Annotated in this window: 25 protein-coding genes; 15 read left to right on the forward strand and 10 right to left on the reverse strand. The window is 44.6% G+C overall.

Translation table 11 applies throughout. The annotated features are described in order from the left end of the window. Positions 1-66: 66 nt before the first annotated feature. The 3 genes from CFE23_RS05025 to CFE23_RS05035 form a co-directional block, all read right to left on the reverse strand. Positions 67-3468: a hypothetical protein gene (locus CFE23_RS05025; RefSeq protein WP_291084944.1), complete on the reverse strand. Its 3402-nt coding sequence runs from the start codon at positions 3466-3468 to the stop codon at positions 67-69. Between the two features lie 165 nt (positions 3469-3633). Continuing rightward, positions 3634-4893, reverse strand: a complete 1260-nt coding sequence (locus CFE23_RS05030; RefSeq protein ID WP_291084947.1) for an aspartate kinase — start codon at positions 4891-4893, stop codon at positions 3634-3636. A 32-nt stretch (positions 4894-4925) separates the two neighbouring features. Beyond that, positions 4926-5396: a GNAT family N-acetyltransferase gene (locus tag CFE23_RS05035; protein WP_291084950.1), complete on the reverse strand. Its 471-nt coding sequence runs from the start codon at positions 5394-5396 to the stop codon at positions 4926-4928. Between the two features lie 195 nt (positions 5397-5591). On the opposite strand from CFE23_RS05035, the gene fbp reads away from it, so the two are divergent. After that, positions 5592-6599, forward strand: a complete 1008-nt coding sequence (gene fbp / locus CFE23_RS05040) for a class 1 fructose-bisphosphatase (RefSeq protein ID WP_291085024.1) — start codon at positions 5592-5594, stop codon at positions 6597-6599. Between the two features lie 146 nt (positions 6600-6745). Here fbp and CFE23_RS05045 read toward each other — a convergent pair whose 3' ends face one another. Continuing rightward, positions 6746-7177: a TerB family tellurite resistance protein gene (locus CFE23_RS05045; RefSeq protein ID WP_291084953.1), complete on the reverse strand. Its 432-nt coding sequence runs from the start codon at positions 7175-7177 to the stop codon at positions 6746-6748. Positions 7178-7338: 161 nt separating this feature from the next. On the opposite strand from CFE23_RS05045, the gene CFE23_RS05050 reads away from it, so the two are divergent. The 3 genes from CFE23_RS05050 to CFE23_RS05060 all read left to right on the forward strand — a co-directional run bounded on the left by CFE23_RS05050 (position 7339) and on the right by CFE23_RS05060 (position 10021). Beyond that, entirely contained in the window at positions 7339-7935 is a 597-nt protein-coding gene (locus CFE23_RS05050) for a HupE/UreJ family protein (protein ID WP_291085027.1), read from the forward strand. Between the two features lie 74 nt (positions 7936-8009). Continuing rightward, positions 8010-8432 (forward strand): dCMP deaminase family protein, encoded by a 423-nt coding sequence (locus CFE23_RS05055; protein WP_291084956.1) that lies wholly within the window; start codon positions 8010-8012, stop codon positions 8430-8432. A 5-nt stretch (positions 8433-8437) separates the two neighbouring features. Beyond that, a complete protein-coding gene (locus CFE23_RS05060) occupies positions 8438-10021 on the forward strand; it encodes a S41 family peptidase (RefSeq protein WP_291084959.1) in 1584 nt (527 codons plus the stop codon). On the opposite strand, the gene CFE23_RS05065 is transcribed toward CFE23_RS05060, so the two are convergent. The 3 genes from CFE23_RS05065 to CFE23_RS05075 are packed head-to-tail and all read right to left on the reverse strand — an operon-like array spanning position 10011 to position 11441. Then, positions 10011-10619: an FAD-dependent oxidoreductase gene (locus CFE23_RS05065; RefSeq protein ID WP_291085030.1), complete on the reverse strand. Its 609-nt coding sequence runs from the start codon at positions 10617-10619 to the stop codon at positions 10011-10013. The genes CFE23_RS05060 and CFE23_RS05065 overlap by 11 nt on opposite strands. Positions 10620-10623: 4 nt before the next feature. Then, complete coding sequence (locus CFE23_RS05070; RefSeq protein ID WP_291084962.1) at positions 10624-10824, reverse strand: hypothetical protein; 201 nt, start codon at positions 10822-10824, stop codon at positions 10624-10626. Positions 10825-10865: 41 nt separating this feature from the next. Then, entirely contained in the window at positions 10866-11441 is a 576-nt protein-coding gene (locus CFE23_RS05075; RefSeq protein WP_291084965.1) for a MarC family protein, read from the reverse strand. 98 nt (positions 11442-11539) lie between these two features. On the opposite strand from CFE23_RS05075, the gene CFE23_RS05080 reads away from it, so the two are divergent. The 11 genes from CFE23_RS05080 (at position 11540) to CFE23_RS05130 (ending at position 23655) form a co-directional block, all read left to right on the forward strand. Further along, positions 11540-13117 (forward strand): T9SS type A sorting domain-containing protein, encoded by a 1578-nt coding sequence (locus tag CFE23_RS05080; RefSeq protein WP_291084968.1) that lies wholly within the window; start codon positions 11540-11542, stop codon positions 13115-13117. 91 nt (positions 13118-13208) lie between these two features. Beyond that, positions 13209-13775, forward strand: coding sequence for a DUF3109 family protein (locus tag CFE23_RS05085; RefSeq protein WP_291084971.1), 567 nt, complete (start codon positions 13209-13211; stop codon positions 13773-13775). Between the two features lie 277 nt (positions 13776-14052). Then, positions 14053-15042 carry a ribonucleotide-diphosphate reductase subunit beta gene (locus CFE23_RS05090; RefSeq protein ID WP_291084973.1) on the forward strand — a complete coding sequence of 330 codons (990 nt, stop codon included), beginning with the start codon at positions 14053-14055 and terminating at the stop codon, positions 15040-15042. Positions 15043-15246: 204 nt separating this feature from the next. Then, positions 15247-17682, forward strand: coding sequence for a ribonucleoside-diphosphate reductase subunit alpha (locus CFE23_RS05095; protein ID WP_291084976.1), 2436 nt, complete (start codon positions 15247-15249; stop codon positions 17680-17682). 149 nt (positions 17683-17831) lie between these two features. After that, on the forward strand, positions 17832-18038 hold the full coding sequence (locus tag CFE23_RS05100; protein WP_291084979.1) for an addiction module protein: 207 nt from the start codon (positions 17832-17834) through the stop codon (positions 18036-18038). A 514-nt stretch (positions 18039-18552) separates the two neighbouring features. Beyond that, on the forward strand, positions 18553-18780 hold the full coding sequence (locus CFE23_RS05105) for a hypothetical protein (protein ID WP_291084982.1): 228 nt from the start codon (positions 18553-18555) through the stop codon (positions 18778-18780). A gap of 802 nt (positions 18781-19582) precedes the next feature. Continuing rightward, positions 19583-20245 (forward strand): response regulator transcription factor, encoded by a 663-nt coding sequence (locus tag CFE23_RS05110; RefSeq protein WP_291084985.1) that lies wholly within the window; start codon positions 19583-19585, stop codon positions 20243-20245. 96 nt (positions 20246-20341) lie between these two features. Continuing rightward, positions 20342-20554: a hypothetical protein gene (locus CFE23_RS05115; protein WP_291084988.1), complete on the forward strand. Its 213-nt coding sequence runs from the start codon at positions 20342-20344 to the stop codon at positions 20552-20554. Between the two features lie 53 nt (positions 20555-20607). Beyond that, positions 20608-21669, forward strand: coding sequence for a hypothetical protein (locus CFE23_RS05120; protein WP_291084991.1), 1062 nt, complete (start codon positions 20608-20610; stop codon positions 21667-21669). Further along, positions 21656-22150, forward strand: a complete 495-nt coding sequence (locus CFE23_RS05125) for a hypothetical protein (protein WP_291084994.1) — start codon at positions 21656-21658, stop codon at positions 22148-22150. Before CFE23_RS05120 ends, CFE23_RS05125 begins: the two co-directional genes overlap by 14 nt. A 158-nt stretch (positions 22151-22308) precedes the next feature. Then, on the forward strand, positions 22309-23655 hold the full coding sequence (locus CFE23_RS05130; RefSeq protein WP_291084997.1) for a deoxyguanosinetriphosphate triphosphohydrolase: 1347 nt from the start codon (positions 22309-22311) through the stop codon (positions 23653-23655). Positions 23656-23701: 46 nt separating this feature from the next. Here CFE23_RS05130 and CFE23_RS05135 read toward each other — a convergent pair whose 3' ends face one another. The 3 genes from CFE23_RS05135 to CFE23_RS05145 form a co-directional block, all read right to left on the reverse strand. Then, on the reverse strand, positions 23702-24682 hold the full coding sequence (locus CFE23_RS05135; protein ID WP_291085000.1) for a DUF3078 domain-containing protein: 981 nt from the start codon (positions 24680-24682) through the stop codon (positions 23702-23704). 340 nt (positions 24683-25022) lie between these two features. Beyond that, positions 25023-25919 (reverse strand): carboxypeptidase-like regulatory domain-containing protein, encoded by an 897-nt coding sequence (locus tag CFE23_RS05140; protein WP_291085002.1) that lies wholly within the window; start codon positions 25917-25919, stop codon positions 25023-25025. Positions 25920-26057: 138 nt separating this feature from the next. Further along, a partial coding sequence (locus tag CFE23_RS05145; protein ID WP_291085005.1) for a hypothetical protein occupies positions 26058-26250 on the reverse strand: 193 nt, incomplete at its 5' end.

The raw sequence follows: 26250 nt of genomic DNA on the forward strand, positions 1-26250 counted from the left end.
CATTGGTATTGGTTCGTAAACGCGCTGCAAAATAACGGTTTTTTTAATAAATAGCAATTTGGGTTACTAAAAATATGCCCTCAATTGAATACTTCCTGTGTGAATCGCCTTACTTGTTTCACTTTTTCGTCCTTGATAGTTGACATTGATATCTAAAAATTGGGTGAGGTTCTTTTGAATCAGCAGCCTCCACGTCGTGTTTTGGCCCGGTTGTAACCCTTCAAGCATCTGGTAGGCTACCGGAGTAGAAACATCGCCTGTAAATTTATTCTGGTACAATGAAAATTCGCCATTAACGGTAAACTCTTTTTGGCCTGCGAAAGTGAATGAAGTGCCAAAACGTTGTTGTTTAAGGGATTCAAGTGCTCCTTTGACATTGTCTTTTTGCTCAAACTCATAAAATAAATCCAAACTGGCATTTTTTGAAAATAAATAAGAAAGTTTAGGCGAAAGCTGGAAAGTTTCAAGTTTAAAATTGCGCGAGCTATAATTTTCCGACTCCGTAAACGATGTCCCTGACTGGGCACCGAAATTTACCAGCCAGCTTTTTTGCAGCAAATGGGTGTATTGCAGTTGGTGAGACAATGCTTCGGTTTTCTGGGAACCGGAGGAGAGCAGGTTTTTTGCCTGGGCTGCCAGATAGTTGTAAGTGACAGAATGTTTTTGCCTGCCGCGATTGAATGACAAGCTGTTTCTCAAGTTCAGGCTCAGCCCCAGCAGTTCCGGATCGTTTGATGAAGCAAAAGGATTGAAATCGAAATTACCGTGATTATTCTCAATTTTTCGTTCTGTTAAAAATGAGGTTTGGTTATAAAAATGGGATAGGACATTTTTGTATCCTTTGCTACTCTGCCATTGCAATGGGTTTAACGTTACCGACTGGGAAAATTTATTTTGGTGTGTTTTAATGAAGATTTGGTTTGGCAGAAACACACGGACATATTTTGCCTGGTCCGTAAACTGTGCCACCTCAAATTCTTCCAGTTCCTGGATTCCATTGTCATTATAATCGTTCCAGGTATAGACGCCCTGGCCGGCATCGACTTCTACATATGAAAACTCCTGCTGAGCAATCGTTCCTGAGAAGTTTTCATAAGCGGTAGTCACCTGGATCAATTGGTTAAAAAACCGGTCATTGTATAATAACCTCGAGTTTACCGAAGGCTCATTTTCGCGCGCGGTGTCTTCATATTTTAAGTTCCGGTAGTTTGCATACAACGTCAGGTCGCTTTTATCCGTTTTGATTAGCCTTGATTTGATATAATAAGCATCGGAGGTATTTACTTTTTTGAGCAGTCCATTTTGTAAACTGTCGTTGATGCGGTGTAGGTAACCGAGTTCAACAAACACTTTTGTGGAATCGCCACGCCCAACAAACGCGCCATATTCTTTAAATTTCTGGCTTAATGGCGACAATTGCCCTGTTGCCTTTAACCGTTCCTGGTTGTCTTCGAGGCGCAAACTCCCGCCTACCCAATTCTTCCCAAAATGGTACTTGCCCTGTGTCTGGTTGCGAAGGAATTTGGAATCGGCATAATCGCTGTCGCTTTTTAAATAACTGCCGCTTTGCTGGACTGTTACTTTTTTCAGGCGAAGAGATGCGTTAACCACATGCCTTATTCCCGAAAAACTTTCTGTAAAGTCGAGCTTCTCGATTTGGTAGGTGGCCTGACCTTTCTCCGGCGACGCGAGTACCAGCCCGGCAACCACAAGGCTTTGGTCTCCTTTTGGATTGACGAGGTTCCAGTCGCGGTCGAACTCAATCGTAAATAAGCGTTCTATCGGCTGGAATTTTTGCTGGACAAACTGGTAGTCACCGAAGCCATCTAAGGTCCATTTACCCGCATAAAGCAGTTGCTTCGCATGCAGTTTTCCCGCCAATCCGTGATTGTCATTGTCGTCAAGTGAAGAATACAGGTTTTTATCACTGTTGCTGATGCCGAGTTCAAAATTCACGTCAGTACGGTCATTGGGGTTAAAACGCCCATTGACCGAAGCGACCTGAAGTTTCACCGGAGGCACCAAACGGATAATCGGCTCGTAATTTCCCTGCGGAACTCCGTTTATTGGTAAACGATACTCATAAATTTTTCCAACGGCAGTGACGGTCTTGAGGACATAATTGCCCAGGTTATTTCCAACCAATGAAAACCGGACATTGAAAAGCTCGTCATCTGGATTACTAGAGAACACAAATGTTTCGATGCCGTCAGCAATGACTTTTTTATACAGAATTTTATTGTCGGAATACGTGTCTGCGTAGGCTGATGGCGCGGTCATCGCGCCCGGATTGTCGCCCGCCGCCGCCAGTGCCTGAACTTGTCCCGCCGATAAATTCTGCTGCAAAGGCTGGTTTTTTACATCGCTTTCTGAATAGAGGGCACCGCCGATACTCCATTTTTCCTGCTCGTGCGCTGCGCCGGCATAGGTCACAAAACGCGTGTAATTTTTGTCAGAATATTGGTATTCGATGTTAATCCGCATCTCAGAGCTGATGGGAAACAGCGAGGTAAACGTGATTTCGCCCGCATTATAATCGATGACGTAATCGTTGTTTTCACCCCGTTTCAGTAAAATCCCATTGACATACACCCGCTCGGAGCCGGAAATCACAAGGATAAAAAGCTCGCCGTTCGGGCCTTTCAGTTTATACGGACCCTGATTGCCTTCCTGGCCAGTGAAACTGCTTTTGGCGTATTGGCCGCGCACCAATGCCGCAGATGCAAAAACAGTTGTCTTCTTCGCTTCGGTACCAAACTCAAAAGTGCCGGCGAGTCCCTGCACCTTTTTGTTGAAATTCAAAAATCGGGATTTGCGGTTTTCAAGAAAAAGATCACCGGCGCGGATGCTCCATTTGTCGCTGAAAAGTTCAATAAATATCTGGTCAAATTCATCGAGTTTCTGCGAATAGCCGCCTTCCTGCAGGGGAATATTTGTGTCCTGGATTGAAGCGCGCAGACTGACTTTATCCGAAAGTTTTCCGGTAATCTGCAAATCAAGCGAAGAATTGACTGTGGCATTTTGGTTGTTGCCGACCGTGATGCCCCGCGTAATGCTGCCCGAAGTGTTCAGCCCTTCAAACGGTATGAAACGTTTTATCGGATCGCGGGAAACCGCATACAGATTGCCGTTATCAACCACTTTTCCGCGGTCATAAATGCTGTATTCTTTGGTCAGGAATTCCGGGAATTTCAGGAAACGGACGGTTAATGAATCACCAATAAAAGGAGCATCGGGGCGGATAACCAGGTTTCCCTTGGCAAAATCGACTTTGTAAAAAACCGAATCCAAAGGCACGTTATTCCCGTCGAGTAATTTGAAAAAAGTAGGGTTGATGCTGACGGTGTCAATCCGGATCGTATCGCTCACAGCACGGATTTTCCTGTTTTTATATGGCGTCGTGATTTCCTGGCCATACATCCCGGAAAGAAACAAGACCGCAAAAACCGCAAGCAACTTTTTCAACATCTGTTACAACGTGGATTTAATTAGAAAATTTGATTGACAGAAAATTGGGAAAAGAGGCAATTAGAAATGAGATAATTAGAAAATGAGATAATTAGAAAATGAGGCAATTAGAAAATGAGATAATGGAGCTGGATTTCTTTTAAAATTATCTGATTTCCACATCATCTAATTAACTTCCTTCGTCACAATCTGCATCGTTTCACGGCTCATCTGTTTGAGCAAGACCTGTTTGTTCTTTTCGACAATTTTTGCCGCTTTCTCGTCAAAATGGCGAATGGTATATAGCGACACATTTTCGTTATAAGACACTTTGAATTTCTTTGAAAGCACGGTTTTCAATTCGCTGAAATTGCCAAATTTATCCTCAATACAAACTGAAAAACTGATGGCCGAATTCTGAATCAGGCTTACTTTCATCTTATATTGGTGCAACAGCGCAAAAATCTCACTGATATTTTCCTCCATAATAAAAGAGAAATCGATAGACGACAACGAAATCAGCAACTGCTGCTTCTTTACGATAAAACACGGAAGCTGCGGATCGAGATCGGCGCCTTTGGAGACGCTCGTTCCCGGAAGTTCCGGATTCAGGAACGATTTTACAAACAACGGGATTTCTTTCCGTTGCAGTGGCTGTAAGGTTTTTGGGTGAATGACCGTAGCGCCATAAAACGCGAGTTCAATCGCCTCACGATATGAAATCTGGTTCAGCAACGACGCATTTTCAAAATACCTCGGATCGGCATTCATCACGCCGGGCACATCCTTCCAGATCGTAACACTTTCCGCATTCAGGCAATACGCAAAAATCGCAGCGGTGTAATCTGAACCTTCCCGGCCTAACGTCGTCGTGAAGTTGTTTTCATCAGAGCCTAAGAAACCCTGCGTAATGTTCAGGATTTTGCGCTTCACGTTTTTTGAAATGTTTTTCTGCGTCGACTCCCAGTCTACATTGGCATCGCGGTAGGTGTTGTCGGTTTTGATGTAATTGCGTACATCGATCCAGTTCGTCTTAATGCCCATATAATTCATATAATGCGCGAGGATGGTTGTCGAAATCAACTCGCCCATACTCACAATCTGGTCGTACACGAAATTGTAATTCGGCGATTTGTTTTGCGACAGGAAGTATTCCAGATCGCCAAAAAGCTTGTTCACGTCTGTGAAAACGGCATGCTTTTCGTCATCAAATAACTCGAGTACAATCTGGTTGTGGTATTTTTTCACCTCCTGAACAGATGCCTGCAATTCCTTCGACTTGTCAAAGTAATTCCTGATGACGACTTCAAGCGCGTTCGTCGTTTTTCCCATCGCCGATACGACGAGCAACACGTCTTCATAACCCACTTTCTGCAATACGTCATACACGTTCCGTACACCGGCAGCATCTTTTACCGACGCACCGCCAAATTTGAATATTCTCATCCTGTTAGTTAAAAGATTTAAAATTGAAAGATTTAAAGATTTGAAAGAAACGCTTCAATTCCTTCCTGATTCATATTCACCACACACCAATCGGGTAAAATTCGTGCACCCGACTTTTCATAAAAATCTATCGCCGGCGTATTCCAGTCCAGCACATTCCATTCGATCCTGCGCACGCCATCTCTTTTGCCCTGCGCAATTATTTCGGCATATAATTTAAAACCCAGGCCTGAACCGCGCATTGACTCCGTCACAATAAGGTCTTCGAGGTGAATCGTACGGCCTTTCCATGTCGAATAACGGTAATAATACAGCGCCATCCCCACGATCTTTCCGTTTTCCTCGGCGACCAAAGTCTGGAACAACGGATTTTCCCCAAAACCATCGCGCTCCAAATCGGCTACGGTAACCACAACCGCGTCGGGTTCTTTTTCAAAAACCGCAAGTTCCTTTATCAGTTCTAAAACCGATGGCATGTCTTCTCTGAGTCCTTTTCGTATCATTTTTTTGAGGAGCTAATTCCCGCTTTCGCCTTTATCTTTGCTCGTGCCTCGCAAAGGATATCGGCTCTATCGGGGCTAGCGATTTGTCGTTATGGGAAACAAATATACAAATCCCGAAAACTATCTTCCCAAAATCATCCCGATTTCACAAAAAAACAGATATTTTTGCTGCAAACTAACTACAACGATTTCGTAATGGAAGAACGCAACAAAACTTTAGGGGAATTCATCATTGAAAATCAAAAAGCCCATCAATATTCTTCAGGGGAATTATCAAAAATCATCAACTCCATCAGGCTGGCGGCGAAAGTCGTCAACTACAAGGTCAACAAAGCTGGATTGGTGGACATCGTAGGCGCCGCAGGGGAGCAGAACATCCAGGGCGAAGACCAGCAAAAACTCGACGTGTATGCGAATGATACATTTATCCAGACCCTGATTAACCGGGAAATTGTATGTGGCATCGCTTCGGAAGAAAGTGACGATTTTATTACGGTCTGCGGAATGGACAATGGACACAACAATAAATATGTTGTATTGATGGACCCGCTTGACGGCTCTTCCAATATTGATGTGAATGTGTCGGTGGGGACGATTTTCTCGGTTTTCCGAAGGATTACACCAATTGGGACGCCTGTAAAGCTTGAAGATTTTCTGCAGCCGGGTACGGCACAGGTGGCCGCAGGCTATGTGATTTATGGAACATCGACAATGCTTGTTTATACGACTGGGCATGGTGTAAACGGTTTCACGCTGAATCCCGCGATTGGTACTTTCTACCTTTCGCATCCGAATATGCAGTTTCCAAAAGACGGGAACATCTATTCAATCAACGAAGGGAACTATGTACATTTCCCGCAAGGCGTAAAGAATTACATTAAATATTGCCAGCTTGAGGAAGGGGACCGTCCTTATACCTCACGGTATATCGGAAGCCTGGTTTCGGATATACATAGAAATATCATCAAAGGCGGAATCTACATTTACCCAACCAGCTCCAAAGCACCAAAAGGGAAACTAAGGCTAATGTATGAATGCAATCCGATGGCGTTTATTGCAGAGCAGGCCGGCGGAAAAGCTTCAGACGGTTTTGGGCGCATTATGGAAATTCAGCCAACTGAATTGCACCAGCGCGTGCCATTTTTCTGCGGAAGCTATAATATGGTGGAAAAAGCAGAGGAGTTTATGGGGATTGATAATTAACAATTAATAATTAAAACAGTAGGGGATATTGTGTATGCGTTCAAAGAATTATAATGAAAAAATCCTGTCAGATTTTAAAATGACAGGATTTATATCGGATATGTGAGACAATTATTAACTATCAATTATTAATTGTTAATTGTTAATTATTTGTTCATATGCTCCATCTCATACATAAAAGTATCTGAATCTACTTTTTGATCGATAAGAGACAATGCCTTGTTTACGATGTGGTCGGCATTTCCGGGTGTAAAACCTAACGCCAATGCAAACTTCCGAAGCAGCACATCTTGTTTATCTCCTAAATGATGGTCTACGTGAACCATACGGGCCAAATCATACAGGCGCTCCAGCCTGTGGGAATACAAATACGGCGGATTGATCGGGTACTTCAACGGATTTTCAAGGATTTCCTCATACTCCTCGTTGGTAATTTCCAATCTTCCCGCAAGTTTATCCAAAAATGATTTTTCTTCAGGGGCTATAATGCCATCGGCCAATGCCACGCGCACAATCGCTGAAAAATGTCCTTTGTTCCTTGTTTTAAATTCGCTATCAAATAAATCTGAAAATGACATAATTATTTTTGGTTTAGTTTTCTGCAAATATAATTCTATTTCGTTTTTAATTAAAGTTAATTGCAAAGATTTTACCCAATTTGAACAACAATCGCCTTAAAATGACACCCCTTTTTTCGAAAATAATTGTATGTTTGGACACCCTAAAACAATAACCTATGATGTCCGAATTTTGGAATTATTTTCAGATTGGATTGCGGCATGTGCTTGATATCAATGCCTACGACCATGTTTTATTTCTTATTGCGCTGACCGTCCCCTATGCATTTAAAGACTGGAAAAGGGTCTTGATACTCGTCAGTTTTTTTACCCTCGGACACACGCTGGCGCTCATTCTTTCGGTTTACGGCATGATAACCGTCAAACCAGATCTGGTGGAATTCCTGATCCCAATTACCATACTGGTTACTGCCTTGTTCCATCTTTTTACCGCTGGCAAGTCGTCGAAAACGGAAAGCATCAGTATCATTGGATTTATTACCCTGTTTTTCGGAATCATTCATGGACTCGGATTTTCGAATTATTTCAAAGACCTGCTTCCGGGAAAAGCATCGGACAAACTGCTGCCGCTGCTGGAATTTGCACTCGGAATCGAGTCTGCCCAAATCATCGTGGTGTTGATCGTACTTATTGTGTCATACGTTGTTCAGACATTCTTCAGATTTTCACGCCGCGACTGGACCCTGGTCATGGCGTCCTTTGTTACCGGCGTCGTGCTGCCTATGATCGTTAACCATTGGCTATGGGGCAAACATTAACAACAGGAAACGGTAATTCGAAAGAAATTCGTTTACTTTCGCGACAATAAAAAATAAAGTACTTTTGCCGTAATATGAGCATCGAAAAAAGGAACAGATATGACCAGGCTTACCTTCGTATTGCGAAGGAATGGGGCGATTTGTCTTATTGCCGGCGCAAACGTGTGGGTGCAATTATTGTCAAGGACCGGATGATTATTTCCGATGGGTATAATGGTACGCCGAGCGGTTTCGATAATTGCTGCGAAGATGATGAAGGCCTGACACAATGGTATGTGCTGCATGCGGAAGCCAACGCAATCCTGAAAGTAGCGCGGTCCACACAATCCTGCGAAGGGGCTACTTTGTATATTACACTCTCTCCTTGTAAGGAATGCAGTAAGCTGATCCATCAATCCGGAATCAAGCGGGTCGTTTATGCGAACGGTTACCGGGACGATTCAGGAATACAGTTTTTACTCAAAGCCGGCGTCGAAGTTACCCACCTTCCTGAATAAATCAAATGAAAAAAGACAGACATTATTTACCCATACTGATCTTTACGACGCTCGCTTTAGGGATGGTGCTTGGCACTTTGCTGAATATTCCCATCGATAGGGAAAGTGTTACCGCAAACAACCACAAAAACAAACTCAACCGGCTTATTGATTTTATAGAAACAGAGTATGTCGACGACGTCAATACCGATTCTATTGTCGACCTCACCGTCAATAACATCCTGGATAAACTAGATCCCCATTCTGTCTACATCGCCAAGAACGAAATGGAAGAAGTATCGCAAAGCATGAAAGGGGATTTCGTCGGAATCGGAGTGAATTTCTATATGTACAACGACACGGTATCGATTATCAAGCCCATGCCTGATGGTCCATCTGCGAAAGCCGGAATCATCGCGGGAGACCGGATACTTTATGCAGGAAAAGACAAGCTTTTCGGCAGGAAACTTTCAACCGAAGATTTGTTTTCCAAACTCAAAGGGGAAGCCGGTTCAGAAGTAAAGCTTACCATTTATCGCAAAAGCGAAAAAAGGCGTTTTGAAGTCAATGTAAAACGAGACGTCGTGCCGATAAAAAGTGTCGATGTGGCGTTGATGATTGATAAATCTACGGGTTACATCAAGATCAATAGGTTTGCCGAAACGACGTATGATGAATTCCATAAAGGATTGATGCAGCTGAAGAAAGCCGGCGCGAAGAACATGATTGTCGATGTCCGTGACAATGGCGGCGGCTATCTCGAAAAAGCAGTTGAAATCGCTGACGAATTCCTGTCTAAAGGCAGGCTCATTGTTTTTACTAAAAGCAAGAAAGGCAAGGTAGAAAAGACTTTTGCTTCTACCAAAGGCGATTTTGAAAGTGGCAACCTTTATGTGCTGGTCAACGAGAACTCGGCGTCTGCAAGCGAGATCTTCGCAGGAGCGATACAGGACAATGACCGCGGAACCATTGTAGGCAGAAGGACATTCGGGAAAGGGCTTGTACAGCGGGAAATGGGTTTTGATGATGGCTCGGCAGTGCGTTTAACCGTCGCACGCTACTATACACCCACCGGCCGCTCCATCCAGAAATCATATAAAAAAGGCAAAGACGAATACTATAAGGACTTTGACCGACGCTTTGAAAGTGGCGAACTATATAAAAAAGACAGCATTAAGATAGCAGACACGCTTAAATTTAAAACGCCCAAAGGAAAGATTGTCTATGGCGGCGGCGGCATTGTGCCTGACGTGTTTGTGCCGCTTGAAACCGAACATGGAGATGAAAGCCTGGGCTATATGATGCAGTCCGGTGTTGTGGGGTATTTTGTTTTTGAGCAACTCGAGAAAAACCGCTCGCAGTTTAAAGGCATGTCTTATGAAGGCTTCCTGAAATACATGAATGGCAGTGATGTGTATTATGCTAATTTCCAAAAATACCTTGTAGACAACGGCGTAAATGTACGCTTGGATCACGCTAAGGAATTGGTGAAAAGGTATATTGTCGCCGAGTTCGCGCAGCAGTTATTTGGTGAGCAAAAATACTTTGAAATTACATTGGCACACGATGCCATGATAAAATCGATACTGAACAAGCCCGCTACTTCCTGATGCTGTCGTGGGATTGGCTCTGATTGCCGTCGTTCCATTCGGTAAGGATGTCGGTGGCTACTGCGGCACCACTTCCCGCGGCAATCGCAAGCTGGCTTCTCCATCCGGCAAGTGTTCCGGTTACGAACAATCCTTCCGATACTTTATGGTCGACATTCTTTAATTGAATCCGGTTTTTCTCAGGAATGGCCTTTTTATGGGGCTCGACAAAATCCATTAGACCGTCAATCGCAAAGGTATTTACCCAGCCAATGGCCACTACTACCGATTTGGTTTTGTAGGAACTTTTGTTGGTGATTACCGTAAATTCTGGAAACTGTCCTGATACTGCCGTTACCTTTTCGTTGGGAAGCTGACGCACATGAGGATACAATGCTGAAAGCTGGCTCAGGCTGCTGATGAGCAAATCGGCTCCGGTAGTCCCGGGCGCAATGCCGTAAGCATTATTGAACAATGCTTCCTGAAGGTTTGAGGTTTTTTGGTGGGTAAAAATTCCGATTTTCTTACCGGAACCGTATGGCTTGTTGACCGCTGAACCTAAAACAAGGGCGCAGGACACGCCTGAAACGCCACCGCCAATGATCAGCACATCGTACATGAAATTATTGGTTTTTTGATTTTTGCTCAATCATTTTCGACATTCTGAAAATCATCAAAATGAACACAGCACAAAACGATGCAAGAATTCCAATCAGTGCCACAAGACTGTCGCCTTCAAATAAATTGTTGAAGTTCAACATGGTAATATTGAAGACAATCAATGCCAACGCGAAAAAAATTAGTATAGTGGTGAAAATTTTCATTTTATTTTAGATAATTTTTATCGAAAGTAATAAAAAATTAATTAGGCAAATAAAGCTTTAACATTGGAAGCAAATAATTTAACAGCAATCGCAAGCAATACCACGCCAAATGCCTTCCGGATGACGCCCAGGCCATTTTTTCCGAGTAGTTTTTCTATCCGCCCTGAGACGCGTAAAACGAAATAAACCAATACAATATTGATGACGATAGCGATGATGATGTTCACCGTGTGAAACTGCGCACGCAACGACAACAGCGTAGTCATGGTTCCCGCGCCGGCGATCAGCGGAAAGGCGAGTGGTACGATCGAAGCGGAACCCGACTCCTCGTCTTTGTAAATCCGAATGCCGAGAATCATTTCCAACGCCAGGAAGAACAAGACAAACGCACCGGCAACTGCAAATGAATTGACGTCAATCCCAATCAGGTTCAGGAGTTCTTCGCCGACAAATAGAAACACGATCATGATAAACGCAGCGACCAAAGATGCTTTTTCCGATTCAATGCGGCCATGCTTTTTCCGAAGGTCCACAATGATGGGTATCGAGCCAACGATGTCGATCACGGCGAAGAGCACCATGGTGACCGTAATTATTTGCCTGATATCGAAGTTCATAGTGTGGTTTTATGCGGCAAAATTATTGCTTTTAAGTCGTATAGAAGCTAAAATTGCGTTAATATTGATACATTTGGAAAGTATAAAGAACATATCCTGTGAAAAAAATTACGCTGATTGTCCTGTTGTTGTTTGGATTCCTTGCGAACGCTCAACTTATCGAAGAACACCTCTATGAAGAAGGCGTGGTCACAAGGGTTAATTTCCCTGGGATCGGAGAAAAATATTACCTTATTGATAGTAATAACGGGCGTGTAAAATTTTTCAATGCAGACCATAGCGATTGGATGACCATTGAACTGAATCTTGCGCCGGGCTTTCAATACTTACAGATTGGCAATGTGTCTTCGGACGTATTTAATTCAGACAGTCAGATAGAAATAACAGTGGAATATCTCACCGCTGATTTCACATATGTTTCACAAGTATTGGCTGCCGATGGTACAGTACTTTACAGCGGCAATTTCACTATAAATGTAGACCAGACGGATGGACTAGCCCCGAAGATGTTTATGCCTTACGGAGATTCCGAACAGGTGTATTCTTTGCCGGGTTTTAATTTAGAACATACATATCCTTCAAAACAATTGCATCGCATAAATCTCGAAAACTCAGGAGAGAAGTATGTCTATTTCGACAATAACACAAGTACCGCAAATTTGTTCAACGCAGACCATACACCTTGGAAAACCATTAATTGTCCTAAACCGGATAATTTCGAGTATGGCACGTACTACCTCGTGTCTGAAACAAAGTTTAACGCCGATCCTCAACTTGAGATAGCTTATAGTTACCTGCTTTACGAAGCCCCGGTTGTGGTTGAACAAAATAGCCGTGTTGTAAATGAGTCGTCGACATTGATTACGATACCCAATTCGGGATCGTTCTGGTTCAGTATGTTGCAGGGTTATGAAACGAAATTTGAAGTATTAAATAATTTTACATCCAGCACTTACAGTACTACGATATACAGTTTGCCGGATTTAACCCCTGAAATTACCTTTACCCCTGGAATACAAAGGGTAGCATTAGCCTTGTCAGGAGAGAAATATTTCAGGATGAATGGCAACTTTCTTACGATATACAATAGCGATTATTCCTTTTGGAAAGATATCGCATTGCCGATTACTGAAGGATTTAGCCCGACGGGAATTACATTCATTTCGGAAACTACTTTTAATAATTCCCCACAAGTTGACTTTATTTTCGGGAGTAAAAAGTTTATTGATAATGGTGCAGTAATCGCATATGAAAGTAAGCTTGTTACAGAAGGTGGAACCGTGTTGCAGACTTTCCCGGATTTATATTACCTAAAATTCAGTCATATCGAGGGACTCGAAGATAAATTTATTGGCGAAATTAGTGAGTCCGGTATTTTTCCAATATCTCGAAGTTCGGTATATAGTATCCAAAGCCAATTGGCTACAGACTTTATTAATGCAGACGAATGTAGCGTTTACCCTAACCCCGCATCTTCATTTGTAAATCTTGAGATTAAAGGGAATGCGATTACAGATGCGTCTATATTTGACTTGTCAGGGAAAAGCATCGGCGGCGTAAAAGCGGCCAACATTAAAGGTGTCGATGTCTCGGCTTATTTGTCAGGGGTATATTTTATACATCTGACAGATGCCGACGGAAATAAATCAGTAAAAAAATTAATTATTTCACATTAGGCTGGGGCTGAACGCTGAAATTTTTCACGTCGAACCCCACAATTCGGCTACGCCCAATTCCAAATCCAATTTGGTGCCGTATATTTGCCGCATGTTTCAATTAGGCAAAACCATCGTTTCAGAAGAGATTTTACAAAATGACTTCGTATGCAATCTTTCCGCATGCCAGGGCGGCTGTTGTGTCGACGGTGACGCAGGCGCCCCTTTAAGCAAAGAAGAAACAAAAATCCTCGAGGAGATTTATCCAAAGGTAAAACCGTTCCTGCGCAAGGAAGGTATTGCCGCTATTGAAGCGCAGGGCACCTGGATTGTCGGAACGGATAATGACCTCGAAACCCCTTTAATTGACAATAAGGATTGTGCGTATGTGATTTTCGATGGAAAAACTGCGCTTTGCGGCATTGAGCAGGCGTATAACCAGGGAATTGTGGATTGGAAAAAACCCGTGTCGTGCCATTTATACCCCATCCGCGTGAAGGATTTTACGGAATTCGCCGCAGTGAATTACGACCGCTGGGACATTTGCGATCCGGCTTGTGCGTTAGGTGCCGAACTCGAAGTCCCCGTGTATAAATTCGTAAAGGAAGCGCTCATCAGAAGGTTCGGCGAAGACTGGTATATGGAGCTTGAAAAAGTCGCTTCAGAGCTTAAGAAATAATTCTCCCTTTTTACTTTCAACATTCAATTTGGCGTGGGGTGGAATTCCTTTATTCTATGGGACTTGGCGTCAAAACACTAATTTTAAACCGCTGTTATCCAGTAAATTGTAAATTATAAGTTATTCCTGAGCAAACACACACTTTGTTAAAAACTCAGCGTTATTGTGGATAAGTTTGGCTTTTTTTGGCTTTCATAAACCGTGCGAAATGACAATCTTTGTATCACTCCGAACGCAGGATCAAAACCCCCTTTTAATACTCAAAAGTTAACAAATTATGTTGAGGCCAGAACCAATCTTACAGGAAAACAAGAACCGATTTGTAATTTTTCCGATCAAACACCACGATATCTGGGAATGGTATAAAAAAATGGAAGCCAGCTTCTGGACTGCCGAGGAAATTGACCTGTCACAGGACTTAAACGATTGGAACAACAAACTGAACGCTGATGAGAAATATTTCATCAAGCACATCCTCGCTTTTTTCGCAGCTTCTGATGGCATCGTGAACGAAAACCTCGCCGAGAATTTCGTCAGTGAAGTGCAATATGCTGAAGCCAAATTCTTTTATGGCTTCCAGATCATGATGGAAAACATCCACAGCGAAACCTATTCCCTGTTGATTGATACTTATGTAAAAGACGAGGCCGAGAAAGACGATCTTTTTAATGCATTGGAAGTGTTTCCTGCCATCAGGAAGAAGGCAGACTGGGCATTGAAATGGATTGAATCGGAATCATTCGCGGAAAGGCTGATTGCGTTTGCTGCCGTAGAGGGAATTTTCTTTTCCGGTGCGTTCTGCTCCATTTACTGGCTGAAAAAACGCGGCTTGATGCCAGGTCTTACCTTCTCTAACGAATTGATTTCCCGTGACGAAGGCGTTCACTGTGATTTTGCAGTGCACTTACACAACCACCATCTGGTGAATAAAGTACCAAAAGCCCGTATCCGCGAAATTATCGTAGATGCGTTGAACATCGAACGCGAATTCATCACCGAATCGCTTCCGGTAAGCCTTATCGGGATGAATGCCAATTTAATGACACAATACCTCGAATTTGTTACCGACCGCCTGCTGGTGGAACTCGGTTGCAAACGGGAATACAATACTTCGAACCCATTTGATTTCATGGACATGATCTCATTACAGGGGAAAACGAATTTCTTTGAAAAGAAAGTATCGGAATACCAGAAAGCCGGCGTGTTAAACAGCGGCAGTGGTAACGATGTTGACGCACAAAAGATTAGTTTCGACGCCGATTTTTAAACAGCTATCAGCCCCTCAAGCCATCAGCGTTCAACTTATGCAGTGCCCGTTGATGTATTTTGTTGTGTCGTATTCAGGCTAAAATTCACATAATTCAAGCTAATGGCTGATGGCTGACGCCTGACAGCTAACAGCTAACAGCTAAAAATTACAAATAACCCGAACCCAGGGAAGGGATTCCCTGATTCACAAAACAGAAAGCTTATGTATGTAGTAAAAAGAGACGGCAAGAAAGAGCCGGTAATGTTCGACAAGATTACCGAACGCATCAAGAAATTGTGTTACGGATTAAACCATTTGGTCGATCCGGTGAAAGTGGCCATGCGTGTCATCGAAGGTTTATACGATGGCGTATCCACTTCAGAACTCGACAATCTTGCAGCCGAAACCGCCGCGTCCATGACCATCGCGCACCCTGATTATGCGCAATTGGCCGCCCGGATTGCCATTTCAAACCTGCATTCCAATACGAAGAAATCCTTCTCGGAAACGATGAACGAGATGTATCACTACGTGAACCCAAGAACCGGGATGGCGTCGCCACTGCTTTCAGAAGAAGTGCATGAAGTGATCCAGAAGAATGCAGAATTCCTGGATTCGCATGTGATTTACAACCGTGACTTTAATTATGACTATTTCGGGTTTAAGACGCTGGAGCGTTCTTACCTGCTCAAGATAAATGGCAAAATCGTAGAACGCCCGCAGCACATGCTGATGCGTGTTTCCGTGGGGATTCACCTCGATGACCTGCAGTCGGTGATTGAGACCTACGATTTGATGTCCAAGAAATTCTTCACCCATGCTACCCCGACCTTGTTCAACGCCGGAACGCCAAAGCCACAAATGTCTTCGTGCTTCCTTTTGGCGATGCAGGATGACAGTATTGATGGCATTTACGATACGCTGAAACAAACTGCCAAAATTTCGCAGTCTGCCGGCGGTATCGGACTTTCTATCCACAACGTAAGGGCAACGGGATCGTATATCCGTGGTACAAATGGAACTTCAAACGGGATCGTACCGATGCTGAAAGTGTTTAACGACACCGCACGCTACGTAGACCAGGGTGGCGGAAAACGCAAGGGAAGTTTTGCGATTTACATCGAAACCTGGCATGCCGACATCTTTGATTTCCTGGATCTGAAGAAGAATACCGGAAAAGAAGAAATGCGCGCGCGTGATTTGTTCTTCGCGATGTGGACTTCGGATTTGTTCATGAAACGCGTGCAGGAAGATTCATATTGGACCTTGATGTGCCCGAATGAATGCCCTGGACTGTATGATGTATACGGCGAGGAATTCGAGAAACTATACATCTCTTACGAAGAGCAGAACAAAGGACGCAAAACCATCAAGGCGCGTGAATTGTGGGAGAAAATCCTCGAATCACAAATCGAGACCGGAACGCCATACATGCTGTATAAGGATGCGGCAAACCGCAAATCGAACCAGAAGAATCTGGGAACCATCCGTTCGTCAAACCTGTGTACCGAGATCATGGAGTACACCTCCAAAGATGAAATTGCGGTATGCAACCTCGCGTCGCTTTCCCTTCCCATGTTTATCGAAGACGGTAAATTCAACCACGATTTGTTATACACGGTAACTAAACGCGTGACGAAAAACCTGAACAAGGTTATTGACCGCAACTATTATCCGGTGCCTGAAGCAGAAAATTCAAACATGCGCCACCGTCCGGTAGGATTGGGTGTGCAGGGATTGGCGGATGCGTTTATCATGCTGCGCATGCCGTTTACATCGGATGAAGCCAAAGCATTAAACCAGGAAATTTTCGAGACGTTATACTTCGCCGCCGTAACCGCATCGATGGAAGCTGCGAAAGAAGACGGACCATACTCCACTTTTGAAGGCTCACCGATTTCCAAAGGCGAATTCCAATACAACCTTTGGGGACTGAAGGACGAAGAGTTGTCCGGTCGTTGGGATTGGGCTTCATTAAGAAAAGAAGTAATGGAACATGGCGTACGCAACTCGTTGCTGGTAGCGCCAATGCCAACGGCATCGACTTCTCAAATCTTAGGAAACAACGAAGCATTTGAACCGTATACTTCAAATATCTATACCCGCCGCGTATTGTCAGGCGAGTTCATCGTCGTGAACAAACATTTGTTGGAAGACCTTGTAAGCCGTGGCTTGTGGAACGAAGATCTGAAACAGGAAATCATGCGCCACAATGGATCGGTACAAAACATCGAGCGTATTCCGCAGGACTTAAAGGATCTGTACAAAACCGTTTGGGAAATGTCTATGAAAGACATCATCGACATGTCGCGCCACAGAGGGTACTTTATTGACCAGTCGCAATCGCTGAACCTGTTTATGCAGGATGCGAATTATGCGAAACTGACCTCCATGCACTTCTACGCCTGGCAATCGGGATTGAAAACGGGAATGTATTACCTCAGGACCAAATCGGCGGTAGATGCGATCAAGTTTACGCTGAACAACGACAAGAAAGAAGAAACCATTCCGTCCGTACAGGAACCGGCACCAATGTTGAAACAGGAAGTAGCTGCGCCCGCCGTTGAGGTCGAAGCGATCAATGCGGATGAATTTCGCGCGATGATTGAGCGTGCGAAAAGCTCGGAGCCGGATGATTGTGAGATGTGCGGATCGTAATAATTAATAATTAACAATTAATAATTACGAATTGAAATTCCTAATTTGAAATTAAACAGGATTTTAGACTTTAATTGTATATTTGAAACAGCTGTCGTCAAGGCGGCTGTTTTGTTTTATTAAAAATGTTATATTTTTAAAAGAAAAAAATGGAAACCAAAGATTTATCAGGATACAGTGACGCCGAAAAAATTGTACTCGCTGAGCAATTGTGGGACAGTGTTTCTAAAAAGGACCTGGCAGTGACTGAGGAAACACAGCAGGAATTGGAACAAAGGCTTGAGAGACTTGACAATGGAAAATCGCAATTGTATACCTGGGATGAGGTTAAGAACTATCTGAGGCAGAAAAGATAATGTATCAGGTTCATTTTATCAAGGAAGCACTGTGGGATGTAGAAGACATTCTTTTCTGGTATGAAGAACAAAGAAAGGGATTGTCTTATGATTTTGAATTGTGTTTCGAAGCTGGAATAGATGAGATAATCAGAAGCCCTGATTCTTTCCAAAAGAAATATAAATCGATTAGGATAAAATATATCGCCAGATTTCCTTACGGGATACATTATATGATAAAAGGGGACAGTATCACGAATATTGGTATATTTCATACTTCACGCACGCCGAAAAACTGGGCGAAAAGGTTATAAACTTTTTAAATACATTTGCCAGTGCATTAAATGCGGCTGTTTTGTTTTTTTGAAGCTGTTCCCGCTTTCCGCTACTATCTTTTCCCTGCTAAAGGAGCAGGAAAAAGGATAACCGCTGCAATCGGGGCTAAGGCGATTCCCTAAACTCAAAGTTTATCATTCAACATGATAAAGAGTATTTTGAGTCAAGAACAATGATTAACGAACATAGAAATAAAACCATGGACAAACCAAAAAAAGGGGTCTACACCGGACTCATAGAAAAAGACGAATTCGGGAACTACTTCTGCGGGGAATACCTGCTCGACTACAAATACACCGAAGCCGGCAAATTCAAGGTCGGTGACGAAGTCAACATCAAATCTGTGATCGCGAATCCAAGCGATGCCAGCGCGGGCTGGTACCCGAAGAAGTCACGGGACTTTTTCCTGTCGAATCTGAAGGAATAGGCAGGTGCAATTTTATGCGACCCAATACATGTATGCCGTGCACCGGAACCGAATGGTGCATTTCTTCGTCGATAATTTTATTCTGTACTTCATTCCGTTTGTACTTATTATGGTATTCGTGCCCACTCACAATGGTATTGCTGTTTACGAATCCAATGCCGCCGACCCGACAGGGCACAGCCGCGGCTTTCCGGGCATCATCGCATGGATTTATTATTTTGGGTACTGCCTTTTTTTGAGGGCCTGTTCGGGAAGAGCCCCGGAAAATTCCTTGCTAGGTCGTCGTAGACGATTATGGTGACAGACCTCCGCTGCAAAACATCCTGACACGAACATTTCTCAGGCTGATCCCATTTGAGGCTTTCTCCTTTCTGGGTGCCTGGTGCCGCGGCTGGCACGATCGCTTTTCGCATACCTATGTGGTGGGTGAACAGGACCTAAAAACCGCCAAAGCCGAGTTTGAAAACCAATACCATGAAGCACTGGCAGCAGCTCCATTTATGCAAACGCGGCTACCCAATTTGTGAGGGCAAATCCAATCAATGCCAGCGCAGACTAATTCCTAAAGGGCCCAGGGATTCTTTTTATCAAGCCTAAAGGAATTGGGCGGCAGCATTTTGTGCAGATAAACCCATAAGACCCAAAATTAGGGCAGCGATGTTTTTAAAATATACATCATGTGCCTGATAAAGATTTTAAAACGGTCTGCCGTCATAAATATCCCCGCTAAACAACCAAAAGTTGCCAAATAATTGGGAATTTGCATTCAATTACTTTGAAATTGACTGTCCCCCGAACGAATATGATGCCCATCCGAATCTTATTGGTTGATGACCATCCACTTATCATTGAGGGATACAGGACCATTCTGCTTCAGACCATAAAAACAGATATTGAAATCTTCACCTCGTATTCGATTGAAAATGCGTATCAGATCATTTTCGACGAAATAGCGCCCAAACGATTCGACATCATCCTTCTCGACATCAGCATGCCTCCTTTCAGGGAAAAGAGAATTGACAATGGACTGGCATTGGGGAAGCTGATACGCGAGACACACCCGGCAGTAAAATTAGTCGTCCTGACCATGCACGGGGAGCCCATAGTCTTGTTCAATGTCTATGAAACCCTGCGCCCAGAAAGCCTTATGGTAAAAACGGACATTGATTTTAAAGGATTTACACTGGCTTTTGAAAATGTGATTAATGGCGAGGAATATTTTAGTGAAACGGCCAGGAACGCCATCCGGACGCTAAACCTGCAAAACTTCTGCAAAGATGAGATCAACAGGAAAATACTTTTGATGATTTCCGAGCGCTTTACGATAAAGGATATCGCGCATGCTCTCAAGATTTCTGAAAGTACCGTCGAGAAAAGGAAGGCAATCATCAGGGATTTCCTGAATATAAAAGATGGCAAGGACACGGAAATAATCCTTGTAGCAAAAAGCCTGGGGCTGTTGTAAGGTGTCTGAATTTACGGAAAAACCCGTAAAATAGATTGCTTTAACGGTATTACATTAGTTCCACATAGTTTACTAACAATTTAATACTTTGACAAAATGAAGAAAGCAGTTTTCACACTATTGGCATTTTTAATGCTGGGCACCTCATTCGCAGAATGCCGGTCGCTCAACCTCGGATTTGTGACGATTATTTCCGGTACCTACCAGGTGCTTGTGCAAACTGGCTACGACCAAAACCTAAACCCAATTTACGAACTGCAAACAAGAAAGTGCAGCGAAGGCAACAGATGGCAATGGTTTTGGGAATAGCATTATAGGGTGGTGTTTAGAAAAACGCCACCCTAAAAACAGCAAACAGACAAATGAAGAGAACCCTATTTAAATCATTACTTTTTTTTGCATTGCTGGTTGTCAGCAACACCTACGCCCAAAAAACACTGATCCAGGTGCTGGATAAAGGCGATCACGCGCCGTTGCCCCATGTGTTGTTTTACGCCAATGCAAAAGCAATCGCCACATCTGACGCGCATGGCAGCGTCACGCTTCCCAATACAATCAGCGACAGCGTCACGGTCGTCAAAGAGGATTATTATGACACCATTATTAACCTCAGGCAATTAAACGCAGATCAGATCTTTCTAAGAAAGATAGGCACGACCCAACTCACTGAAGTAGTCGTTTTAAAAAGGAATATCCAGGATATTTTAGATCAGGTTTATGCCCATGCTACCAGTTTGAAAAACATAAACTTCCCGAAATACATCCACACGTTTAATGTACTGAGCACCCGCAGCGACACCCTGCTCTTTATGAACAACAGGCTTTGTTTTGTCAAAGGGAAAGGGTGTTTCATCGAGCAGGAACATCAAATCATCTCCCATTTCACCCTGGAAAATAACATTCCGGTTTTTGACCTCGATCACTTTAAAGTCAGTTTCAACAACAATTTTACCCATGCCAACAGTCCCATAAACAGTCTCGAGTTGCTGTATGTGGCCAGGTATAGGGATGAGTTTGTCTATACGATATCCGAGGATGACGGGCTGTATAAAGTGTCATTTACGCCTCAAAAAAGCAACAAAAGTTATCCTTATTCCGGCTACATCATGATCGACAAGGAGGATCTGGGCGTTTATGAATTCAGTGCCCAAATCAGTCCCGGCCAAAACTACAAAAGGAACCTGGCCCTGCATGACGAAATCCTGAATTTCCAGATCCTGAATGAATCCAGCTACATCAGGTATGAAAAAAATGAAAACGGAAACTATGATCTCGTGAAATACGCCTACGATTGCGGGTTGAAAGCGCTTAACGGCCATTTTAAGAATGCCGTGTTTGTAAACAAATGCAGGAAAGAGCCGACTCCTGATTTCGACGCATCATCCTGCGTTTTATTTAATGTAATGACTTATGCCAAGAAATAAACCCCTGAAGAAAATTGTCAAAGCCATTGTGCTGGTCTTAATTGTTTGCATCGGTTATTTCACATTCGACAGGTGCTATGTTTCCAATGAACTCCCCTCATTTGAGTATGCAATGACCAATAACGCGTCTTTTACCAATGACAACGTACCTTACGGCAAAAAGACGGTCTTCATCTATTTTACTACGGATTGTCCGGACTGCAAAGCCATTAACAATTACCTGGATTACTTCAAATCCATTAGTGACCACGTCACCATTGTATTGGTGGCAAAAGAAACGACCACAAAAAATCTGATTGAATTTTTCGATATCAGGGAACTGTCTGATTTTACGGGATATATTTTACTGGACCAGTACGACGACTTTCCTTCTGATTTCGATTTAGGGATCTCTTACAGTTTTCCTGTTTTAAAGGCTTACGATGAAAACCAATGTTTGATCCCATCAATCAGATCGCTGGGAGACCTCAGTAAGATCTAAACGATTCACTTCACTTTGGAATTCGGGCCGTCGTGAATCCTACCCCCAAGAGTGCCCAAACCCACCGTTACAGCCGTCATTCTAAAATCATTTGGGACGCCACGCGAAATTTGGTCAAAAAAGAATTTTAATTAATTATTTTTGGACAAATAACCATCATGAACTGGGAACAACTTTTATCATTAAAGAAACAGGGCGACAAAGGCAAACGCCTCCGCAGGGAAGAACGCGATACGCGCCTCGGCTTTGAGGTCGATTATGACCGGATTATCTTCTCGGCTGCATTCCGAAGCCTGCAGGACAAGACGCAGGTGATTCCATTGTCTAAAACCGACTTCGTGCACACGCGCCTCACGCACAGCCTTGAGGTGTCTGTCGTTGGGCGGTCGCTGGGCAGGCTTGTCGGCAAGCAGATCATTGAGAAATATCCGTACCTGGCAGAAGTGCATGGTTTCCATATGAATGACTTTGGGGCGATTGTTGCTGCCGCTTCGTTGGCGCACGACATCGGGAACCCGCCGTTTGGGCATTCGGGTGAGAAAGCGATTGGCGAATATTTCTCGATTGGGAAAGGGCAGGTGTTTAAGGACCAACTCACTGCAAAGCAATGGCAGGACCTCGTCGACTTTGAGGGCAATGCGAATGGCTTTTCGGTATTGACAGCGAGCCGCCCCGGCATTGAAGGCGGACTCCGGATTTCGTATGCGACGCTTGGTGCGTTTATGAAATACCCCAAGGAAAGCCTTCCGAAGAAACCCACACCAAACATCTCGGACAAGAAATACGGCTTCTTCCAGTCGGATAAGGATTTTTTTAAGGAAGTGGCCACAGAATTGGGCATGATTCCAAACAAATCCGGCGGTGACATCGGGTTTCAAAGGCATCCGCTCGCGTTCCTCGTTGAAGCCGCCGATGACATCTGCTACACGATTATCGATTTTGAGGACGGCATCAACCTCGGCCTCGTGTCGGAAGATTATGCGTTGGAATACCTGATCAAACTCGTCAAGGACAACATCGATACTGTCAAATACAACGCGCTGACGACCAAGGAAGACCGCATCAGCTACCTGAGGGCGCTCGCCATCGGCAGCCTGATCAGCGATGCTGTCAACGTATTTGTGGAAAATGAGGAAGCGATATTGGCGGGCGATTTCCACCAGGCGCTGACGGATAAAAGCAAGTACAAAGCCCAGATGGATGACATCATCAAACTCAGTGTAAAGAACATTTACCAAAGCCGCGAAGTGATTGAGAAGGAACTCGTCGGGTACCAGATCATCCAGACGCTGCTCGATAAGTTCATCACCGCGTTCAACAACAAAGCGGCAAACAACTGCTCGAATTACGACAAGCTGATCCTGAAAATGCTGCCGGAAAAATTCCTGGAGGAAAAAGAAGACCTGTATGCGCGGCTGCTGCACATCTGCCACTTTGTGTCTTTACTGACGGATGGCAATGCGCTGGAGTTGTTTGAGACGATTAATGGGACGAAGCGCGTGTAGGGAGCTGCCAGCTATTGGCTATTAGCTGTCAGCTATCAGCTGTCAGCTAAAAGTTATACACCAATCCAATTCCGAGTACCTGCTTCAATTGTATTTTCGGGCCGACGGTGATTTGCTCGCCGTCTTTTTCCTCTTTGGCCTTGATGTCGTCGTCATAGATCAGGTTGAAGCCGATGTTGGCCCTCACGTATTGGTTCACAACAAGGTCGAGCTGTGTCTGCCAGTCGACGTCGATGTTCCCGAACTTGTTGATGTAATCGGAATACAGGGTCAGGCGGTTCTCAAACGTGATGTTCTTGAAGATTTCTTTCTTAAAGTGGCTGGTGAACAGGAAACCCAATTCGGTCTTGGCCTGCTTTCCTTTTTTCAGGCGTTCGCCCGTCACATCGTCAAAGATGGCCTTGGAGACTCCAAACGCACCTTGGTCGGCGAGGCGCTGGTCGAGCACGAGGGTGTTCTTCAGCGTGAGCGGCGAAATGTACAAATTGATTTTCTTTTCCTTATTGGAATACTCGGCACCGACACCCAGGAACGTATACGCCGGGGCAAAGGGTTTCGAGATTGCGACTTCGGTATTGGGGTAGTTGTACCCGTTTGTGAACTGGGTGTTGAAGTTGAATTTGGCCGAGTGGTACCAGTTGGATGTCGAGTCCCTGCGGTAGCCTGCGGTCGAGGAGAACTGGAATGCATCGTCGGTTTTGCGCAGCTCGATGCCGTCCTGCTTGTTGACGCCATAGCGCACGATGAGCTCATTGCCCCATTTGAAATTGCCTTTGGAGTAGATGCGGGTGAAGTTGCCCCTGACAAGGCCGGACACGGAGCTGGTCCCTCCCGCGCTCCAGTTGACGAACGCAATTTCGCTGAGGTCAAACCCGATGGAGTTCTTGTGCTGCCACGGCGACACGGAATCCGGGATCTTGACGAGCACCTTTTTCTCGATGGTGATGATGGTGTCTTTGGTCTGGGCGGCAACGTTCAGTGCGCTAAGGGCAATACAGGCCAAAAGGAGTGTGCGGGTAAGCTTCATGGGGCAAACTGTTTTTTTCTCGCCTGCAAAAATCGTAATTTCCGGTAAAATGTTGTGTTAGGGGGGGTGGTTTTTTTGCGATAACGATATCGTGGGGGCGAGTCGAAAGTCGAAAGGCGAAAGTCCAAAGTCCAAAGTCGAAAGTCGAACGGCGAAAGAACAAAGTCAAAAGTCGAAAGTCGCAGTGGGCAGTTTTCCTCACCCCCGGTCGCTCTACAATGGAGCGGTGGGGAGGACGTGTTGCGGTTGCGATTGTCGCGTTTCGCTTGCGCCTCGTTAAATAAAAAACACCGACTTTAGGAGCCGGTGTTTCGGGGAGTTGGGGGTGTGGGCAGTAGTGTCAGCTTTCGCGCATCTCGACTTTTGGGGTGCACCTGATGCCGCGTGTTACGGCGACGGTAATGACCTGGTCTTTGTAGCCGCTGCCGCTGAGGGTCAGGTTTTGGACGCCTTCTGCGAGGGAGCGCAGGAAGAACCTGCCGGTGGGGCCGGTCTGTATCGGTTTGGCAGTGGCTTCCACGCGTACTTTGATGCCTTTTAGCGGTTCGCCTGCGGCGTTGGTGACTGTACCGATGACCTGGTATGGGTGGGAGGCCAGTTTGACGATGACGCGGCGGTTGCGGTAGTTGGTGTAGTGGTCGATGTGTTTGCTGCGCAGCATTTCGAACAGCTTGTCGAGACTTTTCACGTGTTTGTCGGCGAGTGCAAAGAGGCCGTTCATCTTTTTGGTGGCATCGGCGCCGAGGACGCGGTTTTCCTGTGGCTGCAGGAGCAGGTTGTGGAAGTTGTCGCGCAGTGTCTCGAGTTCGGTGGCGGTGGTTTTGTCGATGCCATAGTCGGTGAGGTCGGGTTCGAGCAGCGTGATGGTGTCGAGCAGTTTTCCGGCTTCGGCGATGAGTTCGTTCTCGCGGAGTTTCTGCAGGTCGTGGATGACGTAGTGGAACGCGTCGGCGACGTTCTGCTTTTCGTTGTTGTGGGCGTAGGCCTGGAGGCTGCGGCCGGTTTCGAGCATAAAGTCTTCGAGGGCGGTGCGGGCGCTGGTTTTGTCGCCGGAAGACTTGTCGTTGTGTTGTGCCTGTTCGATGGCGGTTTTCTCGATGGCGGTGACGGTGGTTTTGAGGCCGGTCATGTAGTCGCTGTACTTTGGCATTTTTGCGGCTACGGTGGGATCGAGGGTGTTTTCGATTGCGGTGAGCATCCTGTACATGTTCAACCTGCTGTTTTGAGATTTTCTCATGATTTAAAAAAATTTAAGTTATTTGTTAAGTGTCTGGCCTTACGCCGATTATAAAGCGAAGACGAAAAAACCTACTTTTTTGTTACGTAAAAACATCACATTTAACAAATATTTCACTAATAAAACTAATTTAGACGCTTAAAACGAATTAAACGTTAAAATTTTAACTAAAAATTCTACTTCTTTTTTGCCGAATCTTACAAAATCATACCGCAACACGAGAGATTTGTTGCCGGTGGCTAGAGATTCGTTGCCGGTGGCGAAAGATTCGTTGCCGGTGGCGAAAGATTTGTTGCCGGTGGCGAGAGATTGGTTGCCGGTGATGAGAGAT

It is taken from the genome of Flavobacterium sp. BFFFF1 (genome assembly GCF_002256285.1).
In the GTDB taxonomy this organism is placed as follows: domain Bacteria; phylum Bacteroidota; class Bacteroidia; order Flavobacteriales; family Flavobacteriaceae; genus Flavobacterium.

What these genes read in the sequence shown, in the direction of transcription:
- CFE23_RS05025 (WP_291084944.1), bottom strand. Translation starts at nt 3,468, where the DNA reads ATGTTGAAAAAGTTGCTTGCGGTTTTTGCGGTCTTGTTTCTTTCCGGG.
- CFE23_RS05030 (WP_291084947.1), bottom strand. Translation starts at nt 4,893, where the DNA reads ATGAGAATATTCAAATTTGGCGGTGCGTCGGTAAAAGATGCTGCCGGT.
- CFE23_RS05035 (WP_291084950.1), bottom strand. Translation starts at nt 5,396, where the DNA reads ATGATACGAAAAGGACTCAGAGAAGACATGCCATCGGTTTTAGAACTG.
- fbp (WP_291085024.1), top strand. Translation starts at nt 5,592, where the DNA reads ATGGAAGAACGCAACAAAACTTTAGGGGAATTCATCATTGAAAATCAA.
- CFE23_RS05045 (WP_291084953.1), bottom strand. Translation starts at nt 7,177, where the DNA reads ATGTCATTTTCAGATTTATTTGATAGCGAATTTAAAACAAGGAACAAA.
- CFE23_RS05050 (WP_291085027.1), top strand. Translation starts at nt 7,339, where the DNA reads ATGTCCGAATTTTGGAATTATTTTCAGATTGGATTGCGGCATGTGCTT.
- CFE23_RS05055 (WP_291084956.1), top strand. Translation starts at nt 8,010, where the DNA reads ATGAGCATCGAAAAAAGGAACAGATATGACCAGGCTTACCTTCGTATT.
- CFE23_RS05060 (WP_291084959.1), top strand. Translation starts at nt 8,438, where the DNA reads ATGAAAAAAGACAGACATTATTTACCCATACTGATCTTTACGACGCTC.
- CFE23_RS05065 (WP_291085030.1), bottom strand. Translation starts at nt 10,619, where the DNA reads ATGTACGATGTGCTGATCATTGGCGGTGGCGTTTCAGGCGTGTCCTGC.
- CFE23_RS05070 (WP_291084962.1), bottom strand. Translation starts at nt 10,824, where the DNA reads ATGAAAATTTTCACCACTATACTAATTTTTTTCGCGTTGGCATTGATT.
- CFE23_RS05075 (WP_291084965.1), bottom strand. Translation starts at nt 11,441, where the DNA reads ATGAACTTCGATATCAGGCAAATAATTACGGTCACCATGGTGCTCTTC.
- CFE23_RS05085 (WP_291084971.1), top strand. Translation starts at nt 13,209, where the DNA reads ATGTTTCAATTAGGCAAAACCATCGTTTCAGAAGAGATTTTACAAAAT.
- CFE23_RS05090 (WP_291084973.1), top strand. Translation starts at nt 14,053, where the DNA reads ATGTTGAGGCCAGAACCAATCTTACAGGAAAACAAGAACCGATTTGTA.
- CFE23_RS05095 (WP_291084976.1), top strand. Translation starts at nt 15,247, where the DNA reads ATGTATGTAGTAAAAAGAGACGGCAAGAAAGAGCCGGTAATGTTCGAC.
- CFE23_RS05100 (WP_291084979.1), top strand. Translation starts at nt 17,832, where the DNA reads ATGGAAACCAAAGATTTATCAGGATACAGTGACGCCGAAAAAATTGTA.
- CFE23_RS05105 (WP_291084982.1), top strand. Translation starts at nt 18,553, where the DNA reads ATGGACAAACCAAAAAAAGGGGTCTACACCGGACTCATAGAAAAAGAC.
- CFE23_RS05110 (WP_291084985.1), top strand. Translation starts at nt 19,583, where the DNA reads ATGATGCCCATCCGAATCTTATTGGTTGATGACCATCCACTTATCATT.
- CFE23_RS05115 (WP_291084988.1), top strand. Translation starts at nt 20,342, where the DNA reads ATGAAGAAAGCAGTTTTCACACTATTGGCATTTTTAATGCTGGGCACC.
- CFE23_RS05120 (WP_291084991.1), top strand. Translation starts at nt 20,608, where the DNA reads ATGAAGAGAACCCTATTTAAATCATTACTTTTTTTTGCATTGCTGGTT.
- CFE23_RS05125 (WP_291084994.1), top strand. Translation starts at nt 21,656, where the DNA reads ATGCCAAGAAATAAACCCCTGAAGAAAATTGTCAAAGCCATTGTGCTG.
- CFE23_RS05130 (WP_291084997.1), top strand. Translation starts at nt 22,309, where the DNA reads ATGAACTGGGAACAACTTTTATCATTAAAGAAACAGGGCGACAAAGGC.
- CFE23_RS05135 (WP_291085000.1), bottom strand. Translation starts at nt 24,682, where the DNA reads ATGAAGCTTACCCGCACACTCCTTTTGGCCTGTATTGCCCTTAGCGCA.
- CFE23_RS05140 (WP_291085002.1), bottom strand. Translation starts at nt 25,919, where the DNA reads ATGAGAAAATCTCAAAACAGCAGGTTGAACATGTACAGGATGCTCACC.